This is a genomic window from Serratia sp. MMO-28 (assembly GCF_037199905.1).
In the GTDB taxonomy this organism is placed as follows: domain Bacteria; phylum Pseudomonadota; class Gammaproteobacteria; order Enterobacterales; family Enterobacteriaceae; genus Chania; species Chania oryzae.
In genome coordinates this window covers 12,723-31,659 of the sequence record NZ_JBBCVB010000005.1, presented here as the reverse complement: position 1 = coordinate 31,659, position 18,937 = coordinate 12,723, and the positions used below count along the sequence as shown (strand labels likewise).

At 55.2% G+C, this 18,937-nt stretch carries 18 protein-coding genes; 2 read left to right on the top strand and 16 right to left on the bottom strand.

Going from position 1 to position 18,937, the window contains the following annotated elements; all coding sequences use genetic code 11:
• Positions 1-14: 14 nt before the first annotated feature.
• From lolE to lolC, 3 genes are read right to left on the bottom strand one after another with little or no spacing between them, the layout of a single operon-like run.
• Positions 15-1,262: a lipoprotein-releasing ABC transporter permease subunit LolE gene (gene lolE, locus WG891_RS05640; RefSeq protein WP_076939857.1), complete on the bottom strand. Its 1,248-nt coding sequence runs from the start codon at positions 1,260-1,262 to the stop codon at positions 15-17.
• Positions 1,262-1,966 (bottom strand): lipoprotein-releasing ABC transporter ATP-binding protein LolD, encoded by a 705-nt coding sequence (gene lolD, locus WG891_RS05635; protein WP_156293822.1) that lies wholly within the window; start codon positions 1,964-1,966, stop codon positions 1,262-1,264. The genes lolE and lolD overlap by 1 nt, the downstream gene beginning before the upstream one ends.
• A complete protein-coding gene (lolC, locus tag WG891_RS05630) occupies positions 1,959-3,161 on the bottom strand; it encodes a lipoprotein-releasing ABC transporter permease subunit LolC (protein WP_337261854.1) in 1,203 nt (400 codons plus the stop codon). The genes lolD and lolC overlap by 8 nt, the downstream gene beginning before the upstream one ends.
• A 295-nt stretch (positions 3,162-3,456) precedes the next feature.
• On the opposite strand from lolC, the gene mfd reads away from it, so the two are divergent.
• Positions 3,457-6,936 (top strand): transcription-repair coupling factor, encoded by a 3,480-nt coding sequence (mfd, locus tag WG891_RS05625; RefSeq protein ID WP_337261853.1) that lies wholly within the window; start codon positions 3,457-3,459, stop codon positions 6,934-6,936.
• Between the two features lie 83 nt (positions 6,937-7,019).
• Here mfd and WG891_RS05620 read toward each other — a convergent pair whose 3' ends face one another.
• The 8 genes from WG891_RS05620 to hinT form a co-directional block, all read right to left on the bottom strand.
• Complete coding sequence (locus WG891_RS05620; RefSeq protein ID WP_167370506.1) at positions 7,020-7,556, bottom strand: glycine zipper 2TM domain-containing protein; 537 nt, start codon at positions 7,554-7,556, stop codon at positions 7,020-7,022.
• Between the two features lie 368 nt (positions 7,557-7,924).
• The gene (locus tag WG891_RS05615; protein ID WP_337261852.1) at positions 7,925-9,229 is read right to left on the bottom strand and encodes an NAD(P)/FAD-dependent oxidoreductase; all 1,305 of its coding nucleotides are present in this window, start codon (positions 9,227-9,229) and stop codon (positions 7,925-7,927) included.
• 331 nt (positions 9,230-9,560) lie between these two features.
• On the bottom strand, positions 9,561-10,103 hold the full coding sequence (ycfP, locus tag WG891_RS05610; protein ID WP_337261851.1) for an alpha/beta hydrolase YcfP: 543 nt from the start codon (positions 10,101-10,103) through the stop codon (positions 9,561-9,563).
• A 74-nt stretch (positions 10,104-10,177) separates the two neighbouring features.
• Positions 10,178-11,197 carry a beta-N-acetylhexosaminidase gene (nagZ, locus tag WG891_RS05605; protein ID WP_337261850.1) on the bottom strand — a complete coding sequence of 340 codons (1,020 nt, stop codon included), beginning with the start codon at positions 11,195-11,197 and terminating at the stop codon, positions 10,178-10,180.
• A gap of 32 nt (positions 11,198-11,229) precedes the next feature.
• Positions 11,230-12,099 (bottom strand): thiamine kinase, encoded by an 870-nt coding sequence (gene thiK, locus WG891_RS05600; RefSeq protein WP_337261849.1) that lies wholly within the window; start codon positions 12,097-12,099, stop codon positions 11,230-11,232.
• Entirely contained in the window at positions 12,080-12,658 is a 579-nt protein-coding gene (lpoB, locus tag WG891_RS05595; protein WP_156293829.1) for a penicillin-binding protein activator LpoB, read from the bottom strand. The genes thiK and lpoB overlap by 20 nt, the downstream gene beginning before the upstream one ends.
• A gap of 26 nt (positions 12,659-12,684) precedes the next feature.
• A complete protein-coding gene (locus tag WG891_RS05590) occupies positions 12,685-13,074 on the bottom strand; it encodes a YcfL family protein (protein WP_337261848.1) in 390 nt (129 codons plus the stop codon).
• Between the two features lie 13 nt (positions 13,075-13,087).
• The gene (gene hinT / locus WG891_RS05585) at positions 13,088-13,438 is read right to left on the bottom strand and encodes a purine nucleoside phosphoramidase (RefSeq protein WP_337261847.1); all 351 of its coding nucleotides are present in this window, start codon (positions 13,436-13,438) and stop codon (positions 13,088-13,090) included.
• Between the two features lie 35 nt (positions 13,439-13,473).
• Between hinT and WG891_RS05580 the strand changes: the two genes are divergently transcribed.
• Positions 13,474-13,632 carry a hypothetical protein gene (locus WG891_RS05580; protein WP_337261846.1) on the top strand — a complete coding sequence of 53 codons (159 nt, stop codon included), beginning with the start codon at positions 13,474-13,476 and terminating at the stop codon, positions 13,630-13,632.
• Positions 13,633-13,710: 78 nt separating this feature from the next.
• On the opposite strand, the gene ptsG is transcribed toward WG891_RS05580, so the two are convergent.
• The 5 genes from ptsG to mltG form a co-directional block, all read right to left on the bottom strand.
• Positions 13,711-15,144 carry a PTS glucose transporter subunit IIBC gene (gene ptsG, locus WG891_RS05575; RefSeq protein ID WP_337261845.1) on the bottom strand — a complete coding sequence of 478 codons (1,434 nt, stop codon included), beginning with the start codon at positions 15,142-15,144 and terminating at the stop codon, positions 13,711-13,713.
• 338 nt (positions 15,145-15,482) lie between these two features.
• Entirely contained in the window at positions 15,483-16,259 is a 777-nt protein-coding gene (locus WG891_RS05570) for a metal-dependent hydrolase (RefSeq protein WP_337261844.1), read from the bottom strand.
• Positions 16,260-16,273: 14 nt separating this feature from the next.
• On the bottom strand, positions 16,274-17,281 hold the full coding sequence (gene holB / locus WG891_RS05565; RefSeq protein ID WP_337261843.1) for a DNA polymerase III subunit delta': 1,008 nt from the start codon (positions 17,279-17,281) through the stop codon (positions 16,274-16,276).
• Positions 17,281-17,919, bottom strand: a complete 639-nt coding sequence (tmk, locus tag WG891_RS05560; RefSeq protein WP_156293833.1) for a dTMP kinase — start codon at positions 17,917-17,919, stop codon at positions 17,281-17,283. The genes holB and tmk overlap by 1 nt, the downstream gene beginning before the upstream one ends.
• Positions 17,909-18,934, bottom strand: a complete 1,026-nt coding sequence (mltG, locus tag WG891_RS05555; protein ID WP_337261842.1) for an endolytic transglycosylase MltG — start codon at positions 18,932-18,934, stop codon at positions 17,909-17,911. The genes tmk and mltG overlap by 11 nt, the downstream gene beginning before the upstream one ends.
• Positions 18,935-18,937: the final 3 nt, after the last annotated feature.

Here is an 18,937-nt window from a genome sequence, read left to right as displayed (position 1 = left end):
GCCCCAGGTTTTTATTATTGTCCGCTCAATACGCGCGCAGGATCGATCCGGCTGGCACGCCGGGCCGGATACCAACTGGCCAACAGGCTGAGCACAATGGCGGTTGCCAGCACGATCAACACATCCAGCCAGTGCAGCTCGGACGGCAGGAAGTCGATAAAATAGATATCGCCGGAAAGGAAAGAGTGTCCCATCAGCTTTTCGATGCCTTTGATCAGATTGGTCAGTTGCAGCGAGGCGATAACACCAACCACCACGCCGCTGAGGCTACCCACCAGCCCGGCCAGCAAGCCATACCAGATAAAGATCGCGCGGATAAACCCATCTTTGGCACCAAGAGTCCGCAGCACCGCGATATCACCGCTTTTGTCCTTCACGGCCATCACCAGCGTGGAAACGATGTTGAAGCAGGCCACCCCGATCACCAGCACCATCGCCAGATACATAATGGCGCGGATCATCTGAATATCGCGATACATATAGCCGTAGGTGCCGATCCAGCTTTTGATATAGACGTAGGCGTTAGTGACTTCCCCGGCATCTCGCACCAGCTTGTTCGCCGCGAACACGTCATTCACTTTGATCGCAAGACCGGTGACACTGTCACCCATATCCAGATACTGTTGCGCGTCGGCCAGCGGCACCAGCGCCAGGCTGTGATCAAGCTGGCCGCTGAGTTGCAGAATACCGGCCACCTGCAGACGGATCCGCTTCGGTTGCAGCAGTTTCATTTCCGGGTCGCTGTTTGGGATCATCACCGTGACATAGGAACCTGCTTTCACCCCCAGCGCTTCGGCAACGCCTTTGCCCAGAATCACCTGCTGTTCACCGCTTTTGAAATTGGCCCAAGCATCGCCCTGCACGTATTTTGGCAATGCGCTGAGCTGGTTCTCCTGGGCAGGATCAACCCCTTTAACCTGCACCGCACGCAGTTGAGTGCCATTTTCCATCAGGCCGGTAAAGTTGATATAAGGTGCCGCGGCCAAAATGCCCGGCACTTTTTCCACCCGCTGCTGGATCTCCGGCCAGCCTTCGAACGGCTGATTAACCGGTTCGATCTCACCGTGCGGCACCACCGCCAGAATGCGGTTCTGCAGTTCACGTTCGAAACCGTTCATTGCACTCAGGCCGACGATCAGCACCGCCACCCCTAGCGCAATGCCAATGGTGGAAATCACCGAAATCAGCGAAACCATACCACCGCGCCGCCGGCCACGGCTGAAGCGCAGCGCCATCAGCAAGGAGAGTGGCGAAGCGCTCATTACTCAGCCCCCATCAGGGTCAGGTGAGCCTGCAGATGGCCATCGGCCATTTCCAGCTGGCGGCTCAGGCGTTTGGCAAGTTGCAAATCGTGGGTCACTACCAGAAACGCGGTGCCCTGGCGCACATTCAGTTCGCCCAGCAAATCGAAAATGCTGTCGGCGGTGCGTTTATCCAGGTTACCTGTCGGTTCATCCGCCAACACCAGCGATGGGTTGTTCACCAGCGCTCGGGCGATTGCCACACGCTGGCGCTCGCCGCCAGAAAGCTCAGAGGGGCGATGTTTGCTGCGTTTTTCCAACCCAACCGCCGCCAGCATTTCCAGCGCCTTTTCCTGCGCCAGCGCCGGTTTCACCCCGCCAATCAATAGCGGCATGGCGGCGTTTTCCAGCGCGGTAAAGTCCGGCAGCAGGTGGTGAAACTGATAAATAAAGCCAAGCTGACGGTTACGCAACTCGGCCTTGGCGGCAGAAGACAGCGTATTCAATGACTGGCCCTTGTAGATCACTTCGCCAGAAGTGGGGGAATCCAGCCCGCCCAGCAGGTGCAGCAAGGTACTTTTACCGGAACCCGAACTGCCGACGATCGCCATCATCTCGCCCGGTTGCATGGCAAAACTGACATTGCGCAGCACATCGGTATGCAGATTGCCTTCCTGATAGGTCTTGCACAGGTTGTCACACTGCAATAAAGGATGATTACTCATAACGTAAAGCCTCAGCGGGTTGTACGGCGGCAGCGCGCCATGAAGGGTAAAGCGTGGACAACAGGGAAACCGCCATCGCCGCCACGGCAATGATCGCGACCTGTAGCGGATCAACCGCCACCGGCAGCGAAGCGCCGTCAATCAAAGCGCCCAAGATCGGCATCAGGTTGTTCAGATTGCTGGCCAACAACACGCCGAGCAGCGTGCCGAGCAGCGAACCGATAATACCCGCACTGGCACCCTGTACGATAAAGACCAACATAATCTGGCGCCGCGTCAGGCCCTGGGTTTGCAGGATCGCAACTTCCCCCTGCTTCTCCATCACCAGCAGGCTCAGAGAAGTAATGATGTTGAATGCCGCCACCGCGACGATCAGGCTGAGCAGCAGCCCCATCATGTTTTTCTCCATACGCACCGCCTGGAACAGCTCGCCCTTGCGCTCGCGCCAGTCTTTCCATACGGTGCCTTCCGGCAGCGTTTGCTGGCTGAGGGTATCCACCTGCAGTGGTTGTTGCAGGAACAGGCGCCAACCGGTGATATTCCCCGCCGGATAGCGCATCAGGCGCGAGGCATCCTGCTGATTGGCCAACAGTTGGTAGCCATCCACCTCACTGTTGGCATGGAAAGTGCCGATAATAGTAAACAAACGCTGGCTGGGAATGCGCCCCATTGGGGTGAACTGGCTGGCGCTCGGCACCATCAGGCGAAGCTGATCGCCACGTTTGACGCCCAACTGCCCAGCGAGCTGTTCACCGATGATCAGGTTGTACTCACCCGGCTGCAATTGCTGCAGCTTGACGTTGATGAGATAGGGTGACAGCGGATCGGCTTCGTTGGGATCCACCCCAAGAATCACCCCCACGGCGACGCTGCGCGCGCTTTGCAATACCACATCGCCGGTGGTCAGCGCAGCCACGCGGGTTACCCCTTGCAGCCCCTGCACCGCCGACGCCGGGAGTTGTTCAGGATTGATCGAGCCCTGCTTAGCGCTAATCAGCGCCTGCGGCATTAAACCCAGAATGTTGTTTTCGAGATCTTTTTCGAAACCGTTCATCACCGAAAGCACGGTGACCAATGCCATCACACCCAGCGTAATACCGATGGTGGACAGCCAGGAGACAAACCGCCCGAAGCGGTCTGAGGCTCGCCCGCGCATATAACGCAGGCCAATGAATAACGCGACAGGTTGATACATGAAATCCGTTTAGTTGCCGTAGCTTAAGCACAGTGAGCATGGATAATAATGGCTCCACCCGGTTTATGGAACCACCCGGCGGGTTTTATTCTCTTAACGGCGGTTAAATAACGCCCAACGGCAGCCTTGCCTACGCTTTACCTGTGTCAGTTTCTTAAACGCTGGGCTAGTATAACTGAGGTAGAGGCGCGCCGTTATTTGCGCCAGGCAAACAGGATTTTGTGGTATTCACGCGTCAAGCGCACGGTGAACACCACAAAAACTGTTATTCAATTCATTGATTAAAGATAACTGAATGAGCACTTCTGATAATAGCCGCCGTTCCGCATCATCATCTTCCCGTTACTCTCTCCCTGACCGCGCGGGTGATTTACGTCAACTGGGGCAACTGACCGGCTCTGCCTGCGCGGTGGAATGCGCCGAGATCGCCGAGCGTCATCACGGCCCGGTGATGCTCATCGCCCCGGATATGCAAAATGCGCTGCGGCTGCGTGACGAGATCCAGCAGTTCACCGACCAGAAGGTAACCACCCTTTCCGACTGGGAAACGCTGCCGTACGACAGCTTCTCACCGCATCAGGAGATCATTTCAGCGCGTCTGTCCAGCTTATATCATCTGCCAAGCATGGCGCGCGGCATTATTATCCTGCCGGTCAATACCCTGATGCAGCGTGTTTGCCCGCATGAGTTCCTGCACGGCCATGCGCTGGTGATGAAAAAAGGCCAGCGGCTGTCACGGGATCGGCTGCGTGCTCAGTTGGAGCAGGCTGGCTACCGCAGCGTCGATCAGGTGATGGAGCACGGCGAGTTCGCCACCCGTGGCGCGCTGCTCGACCTGTATCCGATGGGCAGCGAAGAGCCTTATCGTATCGACTTCTTTGATGATGACATCGACAGCCTGCGCATTTTCGATGTGGATACGCAGCGCACGCTAAGCGAAGTGGATGCCATCAACCTGCTGCCCGCCCATGAATTCCCCACCGATAAAACCGCCATTGAACTGTTCCGCAGCCAATGGCGGGAACAGTTTGAAGTGCGCCGCGACGCCGAACATATTTATCAGCAGGTGAGCAAAGGCACCTGGCCTGCCGGTATCGAATACTGGCAACCGCTGTTCTTCAGCCAGCCATTGCCTTCTTTATTCAGCTATCTGCCCGCCAACACGCTGGTCGTTAACACTGGCAACCTGGAGAGCGCCGCCGAGCGTTTCTGGCTGGATGTCAACCAGCGGTTTGAAAGCCGCCGGATCGATCCAATGCGCCCGTTGCTCGCCCCCGATACGCTGTGGCTGCGTGTGGATGCCCTGTTCGCCGAACTGAAAGCCTGGCCGCGCATGGCGCTGAAAACCGACGATCTGCCCGCCAAGGCAGGCAGCACTAATCTGGGTTATCAGACCTTGCCTGATTTGTCCGTACAGGCGCAGCAGAAAGCCCCGCTGGATAACCTGCGTCGATTTACCGAAAGCTTCAGCGGCAGCGTTATTTTCTCCGTCGAGAGCGAGGGCCGCCGTGAAACATTGCAGGATTTGCTGGGCCGCATCAAGCTAAGTACCCACCTGATTCATCACCTTGATGAGGCTCAGGCGCCGGGCCGTTATATGATGATTGGTGCTTCCGAGCGCGGCTTTCTGGATAGCCTGCGCAACCGGGCGCTGATCTGCGAAAGCGATTTGCTGGGTGAACGCGTCAGCCGCCGTCGGCAGGATAATCGTCGCACTATCAATACCGATACCCTGATCCGTAACCTGGCGGAGCTGCATCCTGGCCAACCGGTGGTGCATCTGGAACACGGCGTCGGGCGCTATGTCGGCCTGACCACGCTGGAAGCCGGTGGTATCAAGGCGGAATACCTGATCCTCTCTTACGCGGGCGAGGACAAGCTGTACGTGCCAGTCTCCTCCCTGCACCTGATCAGCCGCTACGCCGGGGGCTCTGACGAGCATGCGCCGCTGCACAAACTGGGCGGCGATGCCTGGTCGCGAGCGCGGCAGAAAGCAGCCGAACGCGTGCGCGACGTGGCCGCAGAGCTGCTGGATATTTACGCGCAGCGCGCTGCCAAATCCGGCTTTGCCTTCAAGCACAACCGCGAGCAATATCAGTTGTTCTGCCAAACCTTCCCGTTTGAGACCACGCCCGATCAGGAACAGGCCATCAATGCCGTGTTGAGCGATATGTGCCAACCGCTGGCGATGGATCGCTTGGTTTGTGGCGATGTCGGCTTTGGTAAAACCGAAGTGGCGATGCGCGCCGCGTTCCTGGCGGTGGAGAACAATAAACAGGTGGCGGTATTGGTGCCGACCACCCTGCTGGCACAGCAGCACTTCGATAACTTCCGCGATCGTTTTGCCACCTGGCCGATCCGCATTGAGATGATGTCACGTTTCCGCAGCGCCAAAGAGCAACAGCAGGTGCTGGAACAAACCGCCGAAGGCAAAGTCGATATCCTGATCGGCACCCATAAACTGTTACAGAGCGATCTGCGCTGGAAGGATTTGGGGTTGCTGATCGTCGATGAAGAACATCGCTTCGGCGTGCGCCACAAAGAGCGCATTAAAGCGATGCGCGCGGACGTGGATATTCTGACGCTCACCGCCACGCCGATTCCACGCACCTTGAATATGGCGATGAGCGGCATGCGCGATCTGTCGATCATCGCCACCCCACCGGCACGCCGGTTGGCGGTAAAAACCTTCGTGCGCGAATACGACAGCCTGGTGGTGCGCGAAGCCATTCTGCGTGAGGTGCTGCGCGGTGGGCAGGTGTATTACCTGTACAACGATGTGGAAAACATCGACAAAGCAGCAGAAAGGCTGGCGGAACTGGTGCCTGAGGCGCGTATTGCTATCGGCCACGGCCAGATGCGCGAGCGCGATCTGGAGCGGGTGATGAACGATTTCCACCACCAACGCTTCAACGTGCTGGTCTGTACCACCATTATCGAAACCGGTATCGATATTCCGAGTGCCAATACCATTGTTATCGAGCGTGCCGATCGCTTTGGCCTGGCGCAGTTACATCAACTTCGTGGTCGCGTTGGGCGCTCCCACCACCAGGCCTACGCCTACCTGCTTACGCCACATCCAAAAACCATGAGCGCCGACGCGCATAAACGCCTGGAGGCGATCGCCGCGCTGGAAGATTTGGGCGCAGGTTTCGCACTGGCAACGCACGACTTGGAGATTCGCGGTGCAGGCGAACTGTTGGGTGAAGATCAGAGCGGGCAAATGACCACCGTCGGTTTCTCGTTGTACATGGAACTGTTGGAAAGCGCGGTTGATGCCTTGAAGAACGGGCGCGAACCTTCGCTGGAAGATCTCACCAGCAATCAGACCGAAGTGGAACTGCGCATGCCAGCCCTGCTGCCGGATGATTTTATTCCTGATGTGAATACCCGCTTGTCCTTCTACAAGCGCATCGCCAGCGCCAAAAATGCGGGCGAACTGGAAGAACTGAAGGTGGAGTTGATTGACCGCTTCGGGCTGTTGCCGGATGCGGCCCGTCATCTGCTGCAAAGCGCCGCGATGCGTCAGCAGGCGCAGAAGCTAGGTATCAAACGTATTGAAGGCAACGAACGCGGTGGATTTATCGAATTTGGCGAAAAAAACCGTGTTGACCCTGGCTATCTGATCGGTCTGTTGCAAAGCAAACCGCAGGTCTATCGCCTCGACGGCCCGGCTAAGCTGAAGTTTATGCTGGATCTCACCGATCGCCCAGCCAGGCTGAAGTTTATTGAAGAGCTGTTGGCCGCCTTCAGGGAACATACGCTGGCAGCCTGATGGCCTAGCCAGCCAGGGCGAGGGGTTTATCGTACGATGATCTTCCTCTCACCCCGCGCGGCTTGAGACTCTCACCGCTTAACTCACGCCTTATTCAGCACCAGTTGCCCACGTTTATCCAGCGGGATCTGGGTACCTGGGTCGTGATCCATGCGGATTTTGCCCTGCTGGTTGCCGATCTGATAAGTGACGTCGTACCCCAGCGTTTTCTGCGATTTATCATAAACCGTTTTGCAGCGCTGCTGTGTGCTGGTGGTGGTATCGTTATTCTGCAGGCTTCCCTGAACCTGATTACCGGCATAGCCGCCCCCTAAGGCACCCACCACGGTCGCCACATCGCGGCCTCTGCCCCCGCCGAACTGATGGCCAATCACGCCGCCAGCAACGGCTCCGAGCACCGAACCGGCGATGCGGTTTTCATCCTGTACGGGCGCGCGATGGGTCACGGTGACGTTACGGCACTCCTGCCGTGGCGTTTTGATGGTCTCTTTAATGGGTGTTGCAGTGAGAACCTGCGCGTACTGCGGGCCGGCAGAAAACACGTCCATACTGGCCACGGCCGCAATCCCCAGAGCGGCGGCAATACCAATTCCAACACCGGCTAACATTGACTTGTTCACAGGAAATCCTCTTGAATGTATTACCACGCATTTTGTACCGGAAAATCCACCGCCGTTGCCGACTGCGCACCGGTGGCTCGCGGTTCACGGCGTGCGCGACGCGCCGTCTGTAAACGCGATAAAGTCTGCGTAATAACCCTAAGCCCTGCAATAAGACGATTTCCCTAAAAAGGCCATAAATCGCGCCAAGGCTTATCTTTTAGGATGAGTCTTAATGGTTTCACTTTTATTTTAGCGTTTTCATCTGACCAATAACTTTTATGCAGCCTATTTCACGCTATATCCGTGATACATCAGGAAGCTGAGCAATAAAAAACCCACACGGGCGAGCCTGCGTGGGTTTTTATTGCCGTAACGGCGAAACGGTATCAGTGCATTTTCAAGCGCGGACGAATCACTCGGTTAATCCCACCCACCAGCATCATCAGCCCGGTTTTGGTGTAGCCGTGCAGCGCCACCTGGTGCATGCGGTACAGTGAAATATACACCACGCGCGCCACACGCCCTTCGATCATCATCGAACCGCGCATCAGGTTGCCCATCAGGCTACCAACGGTACTAAAACGCGAAAGCGAGACCAGTGAGCCGTGATCTTTATACACATAAGGCTTCAAAGGCTGCCCATTCATCAATGCCAGTATATTGGTAAAACAGCGCGATGCCATCTGATGCGCAGACTGCGCTCGTGGTGGCACAAAACCGCCGCCCTCACGTGGGCAAGAGGCACAGTCACCGATGGCGAAGATATTGGGGTCACGCGTGGTTTGCAGCGTAGGTTCCACCACTAGCTGGTTGATACGGTTGGTTTCCAGCCCGGCAATGTCTTTCATAAAGTCCGGGGCCTTGATGCCTGCTGCCCACACCATCAGATCGGCATTGATAAACTCGCCGCCTTTGGTATTCAGGCCATTCTCATCAGCACTGGTCACCATGGTATTGGTTAGCACGCGCACCCCCAGGTTATTCAGTTCCTGGTGAGCAGCGGAAGAAATGCGCGGTGGTAAGGCAGGCAGAATGCGTTCACCGGCTTCAACCAAGGTAACTTTCAGCGCACTGTTGTCCAACCCTTCAAACCCATAGCTGTGCAACTGTTTTACCGCATTATGCAGCTCGGCAGACAGCTCCACACCGGTAGCCCCCCCACCCACGATGGCGATATTAACGCTTTCCTTCTCGCCCGGCTTAGCCGAAAACTTGAGGAACAGGTTCAGCATTTCATTGTGGAAACGGTGCGCCTGATGCGGGTTATCCAGGAAGATGCAGTTGTCTCTCACCCCTGGGGTACCAAAATCATTTGACGTACTGCCCAGCGCCATCACCAGAATGTCGTAACTCAGTTCGCGCGCAGGAACCAGCTCAATCCCCTGCTCATCACAAATCTGCGTCAGTTGCAGCGTCTGTTTTTCACGGTCTATATTGACCAGCGAACCGAGTTGGAAATTGAAGTGATGATTACGGGCATGTGCCAGGTAACTCAGCGCGTCAACGCCATCATCCAGCGATCCGGTAGCCACTTCATGCAATAACGGTTTCCACAGGTGACTGTGGTTGCGATCGACCAACGTGACCTCAGCTTTGTTCTTGTGGCCCAATTTGTGCCCGAGGCTGGTTGCCAGCTCTAAGCCACCGGCACCACCGCCGACAATCACAATTTTTTTCTTTGGCGTTGTCAAAATAACCCCCTAAATGTGAACCTATTGTTATCTAAGGGTAAAGAATAATATCCTTAGAATACATGAAGTTCGCGTAAATTAAACCTGCTATCTAAGGCCAGAATAGCATGAGAGGTTATTTGGTCATACCAAAATTGATGTAGGTCAAACTTTTTTGGTTAAAGGCTGGACGAAGGGATTTTTTGGGGATTGTGATTCAAATAGTTAGCACCCGATCACAGTTTCGCTTTTTATTTCTGGCAAAGCAAAAAAGGCCACTAAGAACCCGTGAAGCCACCATCACCGCCCTTTTGGAGCCGCCATGGTGGCCTGGAATAGCGTTATAAAATTGTTACGCGAGAGTCTTGAACGCCTTGATGCGTTGCAGATGTGGCGAGATATTTTTGAACTTGTGCGTCTGCTGTTCGTCCCAAACGATCTCATAGTACTTATGCAGCAGATCTGCGCTGCGCTGATTGTCTAACATCTCATCATGACGGGAAAGCACCACCAGACAGCGATCGCGGTTCTTCTCACGAAAATCCTCCACACACTTGGTGGCGATATCGCGATATTCTTCCGGCCGATCGATCTTGCCGAGCATGTTTTCTTCCGGGTACAGGTTCGGATTAAAGATCACCTGGCGGATACCGCACAAGAAGCCAATGCGCTCGGCCCAAAAGCCCCCCAGGCCCACACCGCAGATCAGCGGGCTGTTATCCCCTTCCTGCTGAACCGCTTTATCCACCTCTTTTAGCAAATGCTGCATGTCATGGCGTGGATGCAAAGTGCTGTAACTGATGAAACGCACGTCCGGATCGATGAACTGTAACTGCAAAACCTTTTCATGATTGCCGGGACTGTTAGAATCGAAGCCATGTAAATAGATAATCATGTGGATCCTCGCAACAAGCTGGGGATCGCCGTGCAATCCCCATCATTAACGCCGCATTACGACGCCCTACTCATTCACCGTGCACAACGCTGTTTATGTTCTTCCCAGCGTTCGCTCAACGCACTCAACTGCTTGTGCGCCAACTGCCAGCGCTCGGAATCACGCAGTTCCTGACGGGTGAACTGACCGCGATGATATAACTGTCTCAGTTTTTCTACTTTGACCGGGAACAGGTTATCCAGCACGCTGACCGCGCCCGCACGGTTATTACACACCAGAATCATATCGCAACCGGCATCCAGCGCCGCCTGACCGCGCTCGGCGTAGCTGCCCATGATCGCTGCTCCTTCCATCGACAGATCGTCTGAGAAAATAATACCGTCAAAACCCAGTTCCTGGCGCAGAATCTGTTTCAGCCAGTAGGGCGAACCGCTGGCCGGGCGCGCATCTGCTTCAGTATAGATGACGTGGGCAGGCATCACGGCGTCGAGCAAGCTGCGGCCAATCAGCTCGCGGAAGATCGACATATCCTGCTCACGAATTTGCGCCAACGGGCGCGGGTCGCGCGGGGTTTCTTTATGCGAATCCGCCGTGACCGCGCCATGCCCGGGGAAATGCTTGCCGGTGGTCTTCATGCCCACGCTGCGCATCCCCTGAATAAAGCGCTCGGCCATCGCCAACGCCTGCTGTGGATCGCTGTGGAATGAGCGCTCGCCGATCGCCGCACTGGCATGCCCCAAATCCAGCACCGGAGCAAAACTGATGTCAATATCCTGGGCGATCATTTCCGCGGCCATCAGCCACCCGGCCTCTTGGGCGAGCCGCCCGCCTTCCTGTGCATCGTTGAGCGCGGCGAACGACTGTGCGGCCGGTAAGCGGGTAAACCCTTCGCGGAAACGCTGCACGCGCCCCCCTTCCTGATCCACCGCTACCACCAGCCGATCGTGGGATGCTGCGCGAATCTGCCGCACCAGCTCACGCAGCTGTTCAGCATCGTGGAAATTACGGGTAAACAGGATCAAGCCACCCACCAAAGGATGCTTTAAAATCTCTCGTTCTTCTGCGTCCAGCTCGTAGCCGACGACATCTAGCATTACTGGGCCCACGGCCACCTCACTTCATTAATTCATTGAGAACAGCAGGATGATAAACAAAAGCGCTGGTATAGCGCTGCGCTCCAGCGCAAAAACTCACGATCCCCACTCTGCTGCCAGCGGACTTCAAACCACATCAGCATCAGGTAATCCACCCAAGGTAGCCAACGTTGTAACTGAGCAGCCAGTTGCCCGCAGTCTGAATAGCCGTGCTGCGCATAGTGGCGTAAAAAATTGTGCTGGGTAGCCGATGAGAACTGATTAAAACGGAACAGTGCGGCCAGTTCCAAGGCAATATCACCGTCGGCGGCATATTCCCAGTCAATCAGCCTTAGCCGCTCGCCCTGCAGCAACAGATTACCGCAGTGGATATCCATATGCAGCGGCGCTAACTTCAGCGGCTGCGGTGGCACGCTGCGCATAAATGTATGCTGCCAACTTAGCCAGGCAGGGGTCATGCGCCGCCGATCGATCCGTTGCCAGTAACGGGCAAGCTGTTGCTGCAGATTTAACCGATAGCCGCTCAGTGGCCGATGATGCAGTTCCGCTATCAACGCCGCCAATTCGCCATTTTCAATTAATGCGCGAAAAGCGGCTTCACTGATGTTGTCACCAGTAAGCCATTCGACAATCAGCCAAGCGGAAGTTTGCAGCAACACCTGCGGCCCGAGCCCCGCACCACAACGCTTCAGCACCCGCGCTTCACGGCGGCGGCTGACGCCGAGCACATACTTATCCGGCATCTGCTGGCGAGCCAACAGACGTATTCCCGCCCCCTCTATCAGCCAGCTCTCACCGGTTAACCCTTGCACGGGGCGGAAATGACAACCGGCGGTATTTACCGCCGGCAGCCTGTTACTGATTAATCGCCGAAGCTGGGCCTCACTGCTTAACGTTGCCATTACCCGACCAGACGATTTCGCCGCTTTGTACCAGCATCAGTTGCATATCCATCACCGGGGTCTTTACGTCGCCGCTGACATCGCTATACAGCACATACTGAGCATTGACGATGCGTGCCAGACCGATGGCTTTGCTGCGTGAACCCAGGCTATCCTCGGCAGACAAGCCGAGCGTTTGCTTGGCGCTGGCCAACTGCGCTTCCGGCACGATGCTGAAGGTTTGATTCGACGCCAACGCCTGGTGCAAGGCGGCGGTGGCCTGCGATATCTGCAGCGCGCCGTTGGTGTTATTTTTGACACTGTCCAGCAGCAGTACGCTGCCCGTGCTCACGCCATCCGTTTTCAACATGTCGTTGACTAACGGCTGCACGCTGCCCAGCCAATCAAGCTGCTGCAGTTTCGGTGGCTGTGGCACTGGCTCGGGAGCCGGTGGCTGCGGTTTCGGTTCTGGCTGCGGAACCGGTTCAACGATCACCGGTGGCTGCTGCGGCTCTGGTGGGCGGGACGGACAGCCGGTTAACACTAACGCGGCCAACGCCACAAATAGATACTTTTTCATTATCCCTCTCCAACGGAACCCAAGGCTTATAAGAATAGATACAGACGCGCACGTTTAGCATCAAAGTTACCATTCAATGAATAGACCTCAACGCCTGAATTCGCTGCAATAGTGACGGTGCGGGGTTGTTCGACAGGCAGGATATCAAGCCCCTGCGGATCGTACCAATAGAAGCGGTAATGGATCGTCACCGGGGTCTTTTGGCTATTGCTTACTACCGAAGCCGCCCGCACGCCTGCTGAAGTTGTGGTTATTGACGGGTGATCGGCCACAATGCCCGCAGTCAGCAGCGACGAATCCATCACCACCGTTTGCCTTTCATTCACCGCAATGCCTTGTGGGCTGCTGCACCCCATCAGCATCACGGCAGGTAAAACCAGCGCCATCAGGCAACGCAAGGTTTGGGGATAGCGCATGGAGCTCCTCCAATTAACGTGGCAGCAGCGGGCCCAAGACACGCCCACCGACCAAATGCATATGAATATGGTAAACCTCTTGCCCACCGTGGCGATTGCAATTGACGATCAGGCGATAGCCATCTTCCGCAATCCCTTCCTGCTCGGCAATTTTAGCCGCCACGGTGATCATACGCCCCAACGCCGCTTCATGGGCGGAGGTGACATCATTCACGGTGGGGATCAACACATTCGGCACAATCAGGACATGGATGGGTGCCTGCGGAGAGATATCACGAAATGCGGTGACCAACTCATCCTGATAAACCACATCAGCAGGGATTTCACGGCGGATAATTTTACTGAAAATAGTTTCTTCGGCCATCTCGAGCTCCTTGTGTACATAAAAGATTTAGCAGTATGAGTGACAAATTCTACCGTTTTCAACCGGATTGCGCATTTTCCGCATTGAGTGATGCAGAATTATTCAGCCATGACAAGATTAACACGCCCGCCTCCCCCTCTAAATTCACCATTCACCGCCGCAGTGACAAACGCTTCACGATAAAGCACCTGTAATAGCAGCAGCTCAACGCGTTACCGAAAACCATAAAAAAAGGGAGGCTATCGCCTCCCTTACAAGCTCCCCAGCCTGAATCAGTTGTTACGGATGTACTCATCCATATCTGTTTTCAGGTTATCGGATTTGGTACCAAAGATGGCCTGAACACCAGAGCCTGCAACTACCACCCCCGCAGCACCCAGTTTCTTCAGCCCAGCCTGGTCAACCTTGGATACGTCGGCCACGCTGACGCGTAGACGTGTAATACAAGCATCCAGGTTAGTGATGTTTTCCTTACCACCAAATGCCTGAACCAAGGCTGCAGACATTTCAGAACCGCCCTGAGTAACCTGATCAGCACTCGTATCTTCACGACCAGGCGTTTTCAGATCCAGTTTCGCGATCAGCACACGGAAGATGGTGTAGTACACCAGACCGTAGATAACCCCGACGATTGGGAACAGCCAGATTTTGCTGCTGTTACCGCTCAGTACGATGAAGTCGATCAGACCGTGTGAGAAGCTGGTACCGTCACGCATGCCCAACAGAATACAGATTGGGAATGCCAGGCCCGCCAGGAGCGCATGAATCGCGTACAGGATCGGTGCAACGAACATGAATGAGAATTCAATTGGCTCGGTAATACCGGTCAGGAACGAGGTCAACGCAGCGGAGATCATGATACCGCCAACTTTGGCGCGGTTTTCCGGCTTAGCCGAATGCCAGATGGCAATCGCAGCGGCGGGTAGACCATACATCTTGAACAGGAAACCACCAGACAGCATACCTGCAGTTGGGTCACCCGCCATATAGCGAGGAATGTCACCATGGAACACTTGGCCCGCTGCGTTGGTGAATTCACCGATTTGCATTTGGAATGGTACGTTCCAGATATGGTGCAGACCAAACGGCACTAGAGCACGCTCAACGACGCCATAAATAAAGAATGCCAATACTGGGTTCTGGTACGCAGCCCACTGTGAGAAGGTCTGAATAGCGGTACCGATAGGTGGCCAGATAAATGACAAGACCACGCCCATCATGATCGCGGCTAGGCCGGAGATGATCGGCACAAAACGCTTACCGGCAAAGAAGCCCAGATATTCTGGCAGTTGGATGCGGAAGAAGCGGTTGAACATATAGGCAGCGATGGAGCCGGAGATAATCCCCCCGAGCACACCGGTATCGGCCAAATGTTTCGCTGCAATCTCTTCGGCTGGCAGATGCAACACCAGCGGAGCAACCACAGCCATGGTTTTCACCATAATGCCGTAAGCCACTACAGCGGCCAATGCAGAAACACCGTCATTGTTAGTGAAGCCGAGGGCCACACCAATGGCGAAAATTAACGGCATATTGGCGAAGACTGACCCGCCAGCTTCTGCCATCACGTGGGAGACTACCATCGGCAGCCAGCTAAAGTTGGCGGAACCGACGCCCAGCAGAATACCTGCGATAGGCAATACGGATACCGGCAGCATCAGCGATTTACCTACTTTCTGCAGGTTTGCAAATGCGTTCTTGAACATAGTTGAGTGTGCTCCTGAGTAATGGTGCTTTGCTACTTCTCGCGAATTTTCGCGCTGCAAGGGGGGGAGAAAAACCCTTACAATTCGGGGTGTCTGAGCACCCCTTGAATTTTTACGCAGAGTAAAATAAATACCCTGGGTAATGTTTGATGGCAGTCACGTTTCAATGAATAAGAGCGCGGGTTTTTCTCTAAATCGTCTACTTTTTGTATTTTTCGATGAAAAAGAGACCCACCACCGCCATAAAACGGGGGCGAACAATACCCGTTTCAGCGATTAATTACGAGCTTAAAAAGAATTATACTCTTATCGACCGCCCCCTAAGCCTAGGCGAAAGATCAGAGTTTGAGATGAAATAAACGTGAAAAGTTGCTCGTGGTCGCCTCTGCCAACGTTTCCAGGTTTACACCTTTTAAGACGGCAAGATATTCAGCAACATCACGTACATAAGCAGGTTGGTTTTCTTTGCCCCGGTGTGGCACTGGCGCAAGGTAAGGAGAGTCGGTTTCCACCAGCATGCGATCCAGCGGCACATAGCGTGCCACCTCACGTAATGATTCTGCATTGCGGAAGGTGACAATTCCGGAGAACGAAATGTAGAAACCGAGATCCAGCAGCGCCTGAGCGGTAGCCAGATCTTCGGTGAAACAGTGCAGCACCCCGCCACACTCCTGCGCATTCTCTTCACGCAGAATAGCTAACGTATCTGCGCGGGCATCGCGGGTGTGCACAATCACCGGTTTGTTAAGCTCGCAGCCAATACGGATATGCTCGCGGAAAGAAGCCTGCTGCAGTGGGATATTGTCTTTCTGGTAGAAATAATCCAGCCCGGTTTCCCCTAATGCGACCACTTGTTCTGCCGCCGCCAGACGGCGCAGTTCCGCATAATCGTACCCCCCTTCCAGGTTCAGCGGGTGAACGCCGCAGGAGAAAGCCACATCGGCACGCGAGCCGATCAGTTGGGTCATGGCCTGATAGCCCGGCAGTGTGGTAGCCACCGCCAACACATAGCCCACATCGCGCGCTTTGGCTTTTGCCAAGGCATCATCAACGTTCTGATGCAGGGCATCAAAATCCAGGCTATCGAGGTGGCAATGCGAATCAACTAACAACATAGTAATAAACTCTTTTACAACGAGTGAGATTGTGAATAGCCAGTGGAACCTAACATCTGCTCCCAGCTAAGTAACTGTTCGGTGAGCAATAGCTCGCGGTTGACACCAGCAATATTGACCAACTGTTGGCGGCACTTCAGCCATTGTTGCACGATCTGCTGCAATGAAGTGCTGCTCAGGCGACTGGCCAGTTGCTGTATCAGCGGTTGCTGATCCTGATTCAAAACATAACCTGCCGCCCCCTGTTGCCATTTCATCGCATCGACCAGCAAAGCGCACAGCCAGTGCAGCCGCTCAGCGACGTCGTCATGATTAAGAACCGGGAGTAACGCCAGCATATCGCGCTGCGGTAAAGCGTTATTCAGCGCCGTACACAGCGCGCTACGCTGCTGCCAGAGCTGCGGTTGCAGTAACCGCTCGGCGGCAATTGGCGCACCGTCATGCAGGCGCAGGGCCGTAAGACGATCGACCGGGTTACCCGGTGCCTGGCGATTCAGCCATTGCAGGCTAAGCGCTTCGTCAGGGCTGGCTAAGTGCCAGTAGAAACAACGGCTACGCAGCGTTGCCATCAGGCGCGAAGGTTCATTGCAAGCCAATAGAAAAAAGGTATTGGCAAGCGGCTCCTCCAAGGTTTTCAGCAACGCATTGGCAGCGGCCTCGGTCAGCAGTTCGGCCTGCGGCAGCCAAACCACCTTCGCTCCGCCCTGCTGGGCGTGTGAATAGAGGGTCTCTATCACCTGGCGAATAGGTTCAATGCCCAAACTGCTTTTGCCTTTTTCCGGCGTCAGCACGTGATAATCCGGATGGTTACCCGCCAGCATCAGCCGGCAGCTATGGCATTCCCCGCAGCTTTTCTCACCGTTGCGCTGTTGGCAAATCAGCCAGCGGCTTAATGCATAAAGTAACGCCTCGTCACCATTGCCCGGTGAAGCATGCACGAGCAAGGCATGATGGCCGCGACCAGCCGCATACTGCCCCACCAGTTGGCGATAAGGGGCGTTGAGCCACGGATACCAGTTCATTACGCTTCTTCCTGCTGTTGCAACCACAGCGCAACCACCCGGCGAATATCGGCGGTCACCTGCTCCAAAGGCTGTGCCGCATCAACGGTCACAATGGAATTGTCTTGCGCCACCAGTTGCAGATAACGCTCACGGGTGCGTTCGAAGAACGGTAACGCCTCCTGTTCAATGCGATCCAGCTCACCACGTGCCCGCGCGCGCTGTAATCCAACCAGCGGTGGCAGATCGAGATACACGGTCAAGTCGGGACGAAAATCACCCAGGACGATATCGCGCAGCGACGCCATCAACTGCGGATCAACCCCTCTTCCACCGCCCTGATAGGCTTGTGACGAGAGATCGTGGCGATCGCCCACCACCCAGGCACCGCGTGCTAACGCCGGTTTAATCACGGTTTCAACTAACTGGACACGGGCGGCGTACAGCATCAGTACTTCTGCTTTGATGGTGGGCAGTTCACCATCAGTCCCGCGTTTAAACAGATCGCGGAGTTTTTCCGCCAGCGGCGTGCCACCAGGCTCGCGGGTGAAAACGATATCATTGATACCCCGCTCATTCAGTACGCTGACGATCGTATTACGTGCAGTGGTCTTGCCTGCGCCTTCCAGCCCTTCGATAACCACGAATTTACTTTTCATTCTTTTCCTTTAACACCTGGCGGTAAGTGCGCACCGCCTCATTGTGGCTGGCCAGATTAGTGGTAAACGTATGCCCACCCTTACCGTCGGCAACAAAATAAAGATAAGACGTTTTTTCTGGATTGGCCGCTGCCTCTAATGAAGCCCGGCTAGGCATCGCAATCGGCGTTGGCGGCAGGCCGCTGATCACATACGTGTTATAGGGCGTCGGGGTTTCCAGATCTTTACGGCTGATGTTGCCAGTATAGCTATCCTTCATGCCATAAATCACCGTGGGGTCAGTCTGTAAACGCATTCCCAAACGTAGCCGGTTAACAAACACCGAAGCGACCTTGCCACGCTCTTCCGCTACGCCAGTCTCTTTCTCGACGATCGACGCCATGATCAGCAACTCATCCGGCGTTTTATACGGCAGAGTGGTATCTCGCGCATCCCAGATCTCTTGCAGGGTTTTGTTCATGCGCAGGTGTGAACGTTTCAACAGCGCCAGATCGCTGGTTCCGGCGGTATAAAGATAAGTATCAGGATACAAGCGCCCTTCAAGACTGCTACCAGCGGGTAGCCCCAGCGCCAGCGCAATCTCAGCTTCACTTTTCCCCGCCAGGGTGTGTTTGACATATTTGGCTTGCTGTAGCACCTGCAGCCCATCACTCAGGCGCGCGCCTTCGATAAAGCGTGCGCTGAACTGCGCTTCTTTACCGCTTGCCAGCAGTTTCAGCATTTCACGTACCGTCATCCCCGGTGTAAAACGGTAAGTACCCGCCTTGAACTCCGCCAGTTCCGGTTCCAACCGCAGCAACCAAGGGAACCATCTGCCGTTGTGGATCAGTTTATCGCGCACCAATAGCCCTTCCAGTGCCACCCGTCCGGTACCGGCGGGCAGCTTGAAGAGGGTTTCCTGCTGGATCGCCAATGGCGTATCGGCGAAGCGTTCAACGCGCTGGTGCCCCCAAAACGGCAGAGCGACAAGCAGAGCTGTAACCAGCAAAATAATCTTGAGCTTTTTTCTCTTCATCAA

Coding starts and splice junctions, on each gene's coding strand:
- ptsG (WP_337261845.1), bottom strand. CDS start 15,144: ATGTTCAAGAACGCATTTGCAAACCTGCAGAAAGTAGGTAAATCGCTG.
- ycfP (WP_337261851.1), bottom strand. CDS start 10,103: ATGATTATCTATTTACATGGCTTCGATTCTAACAGTCCCGGCAATCAT.
- nagZ (WP_337261850.1), bottom strand. CDS start 11,197: ATGCTAGATGTCGTCGGCTACGAGCTGGACGCAGAAGAACGAGAGATT.
- WG891_RS05580 (WP_337261846.1), top strand. CDS start 13,474: ATGAGTGACAAATTCTACCGTTTTCAACCGGATTGCGCATTTTCCGCA.
- mltG (WP_337261842.1), bottom strand. CDS start 18,934: ATGAAGAGAAAAAAGCTCAAGATTATTTTGCTGGTTACAGCTCTGCTT.
- lolE (WP_076939857.1), bottom strand. CDS start 1,262: ATGAGCGCTTCGCCACTCTCCTTGCTGATGGCGCTGCGCTTCAGCCGT.
- lolC (WP_337261854.1), bottom strand. CDS start 3,161: ATGTATCAACCTGTCGCGTTATTCATTGGCCTGCGTTATATGCGCGGG.
- tmk (WP_156293833.1), bottom strand. CDS start 17,919: ATGAAAAGTAAATTCGTGGTTATCGAAGGGCTGGAAGGCGCAGGCAAG.
- hinT (WP_337261847.1), bottom strand. CDS start 13,438: ATGGCCGAAGAAACTATTTTCAGTAAAATTATCCGCCGTGAAATCCCT.
- mfd (WP_337261853.1), top strand. CDS start 3,457: ATGAGCACTTCTGATAATAGCCGCCGTTCCGCATCATCATCTTCCCGT.
- holB (WP_337261843.1), bottom strand. CDS start 17,281: ATGAACTGGTATCCGTGGCTCAACGCCCCTTATCGCCAACTGGTGGGG.
- WG891_RS05570 (WP_337261844.1), bottom strand. CDS start 16,259: ATGTTGTTAGTTGATTCGCATTGCCACCTCGATAGCCTGGATTTTGAT.
- WG891_RS05590 (WP_337261848.1), bottom strand. CDS start 13,074: ATGCGCTATCCCCAAACCTTGCGTTGCCTGATGGCGCTGGTTTTACCT.
- thiK (WP_337261849.1), bottom strand. CDS start 12,099: ATGGCAACGTTAAGCAGTGAGGCCCAGCTTCGGCGATTAATCAGTAAC.
- lpoB (WP_156293829.1), bottom strand. CDS start 12,658: ATGAAAAAGTATCTATTTGTGGCGTTGGCCGCGTTAGTGTTAACCGGC.
- lolD (WP_156293822.1), bottom strand. CDS start 1,966: ATGAGTAATCATCCTTTATTGCAGTGTGACAACCTGTGCAAGACCTAT.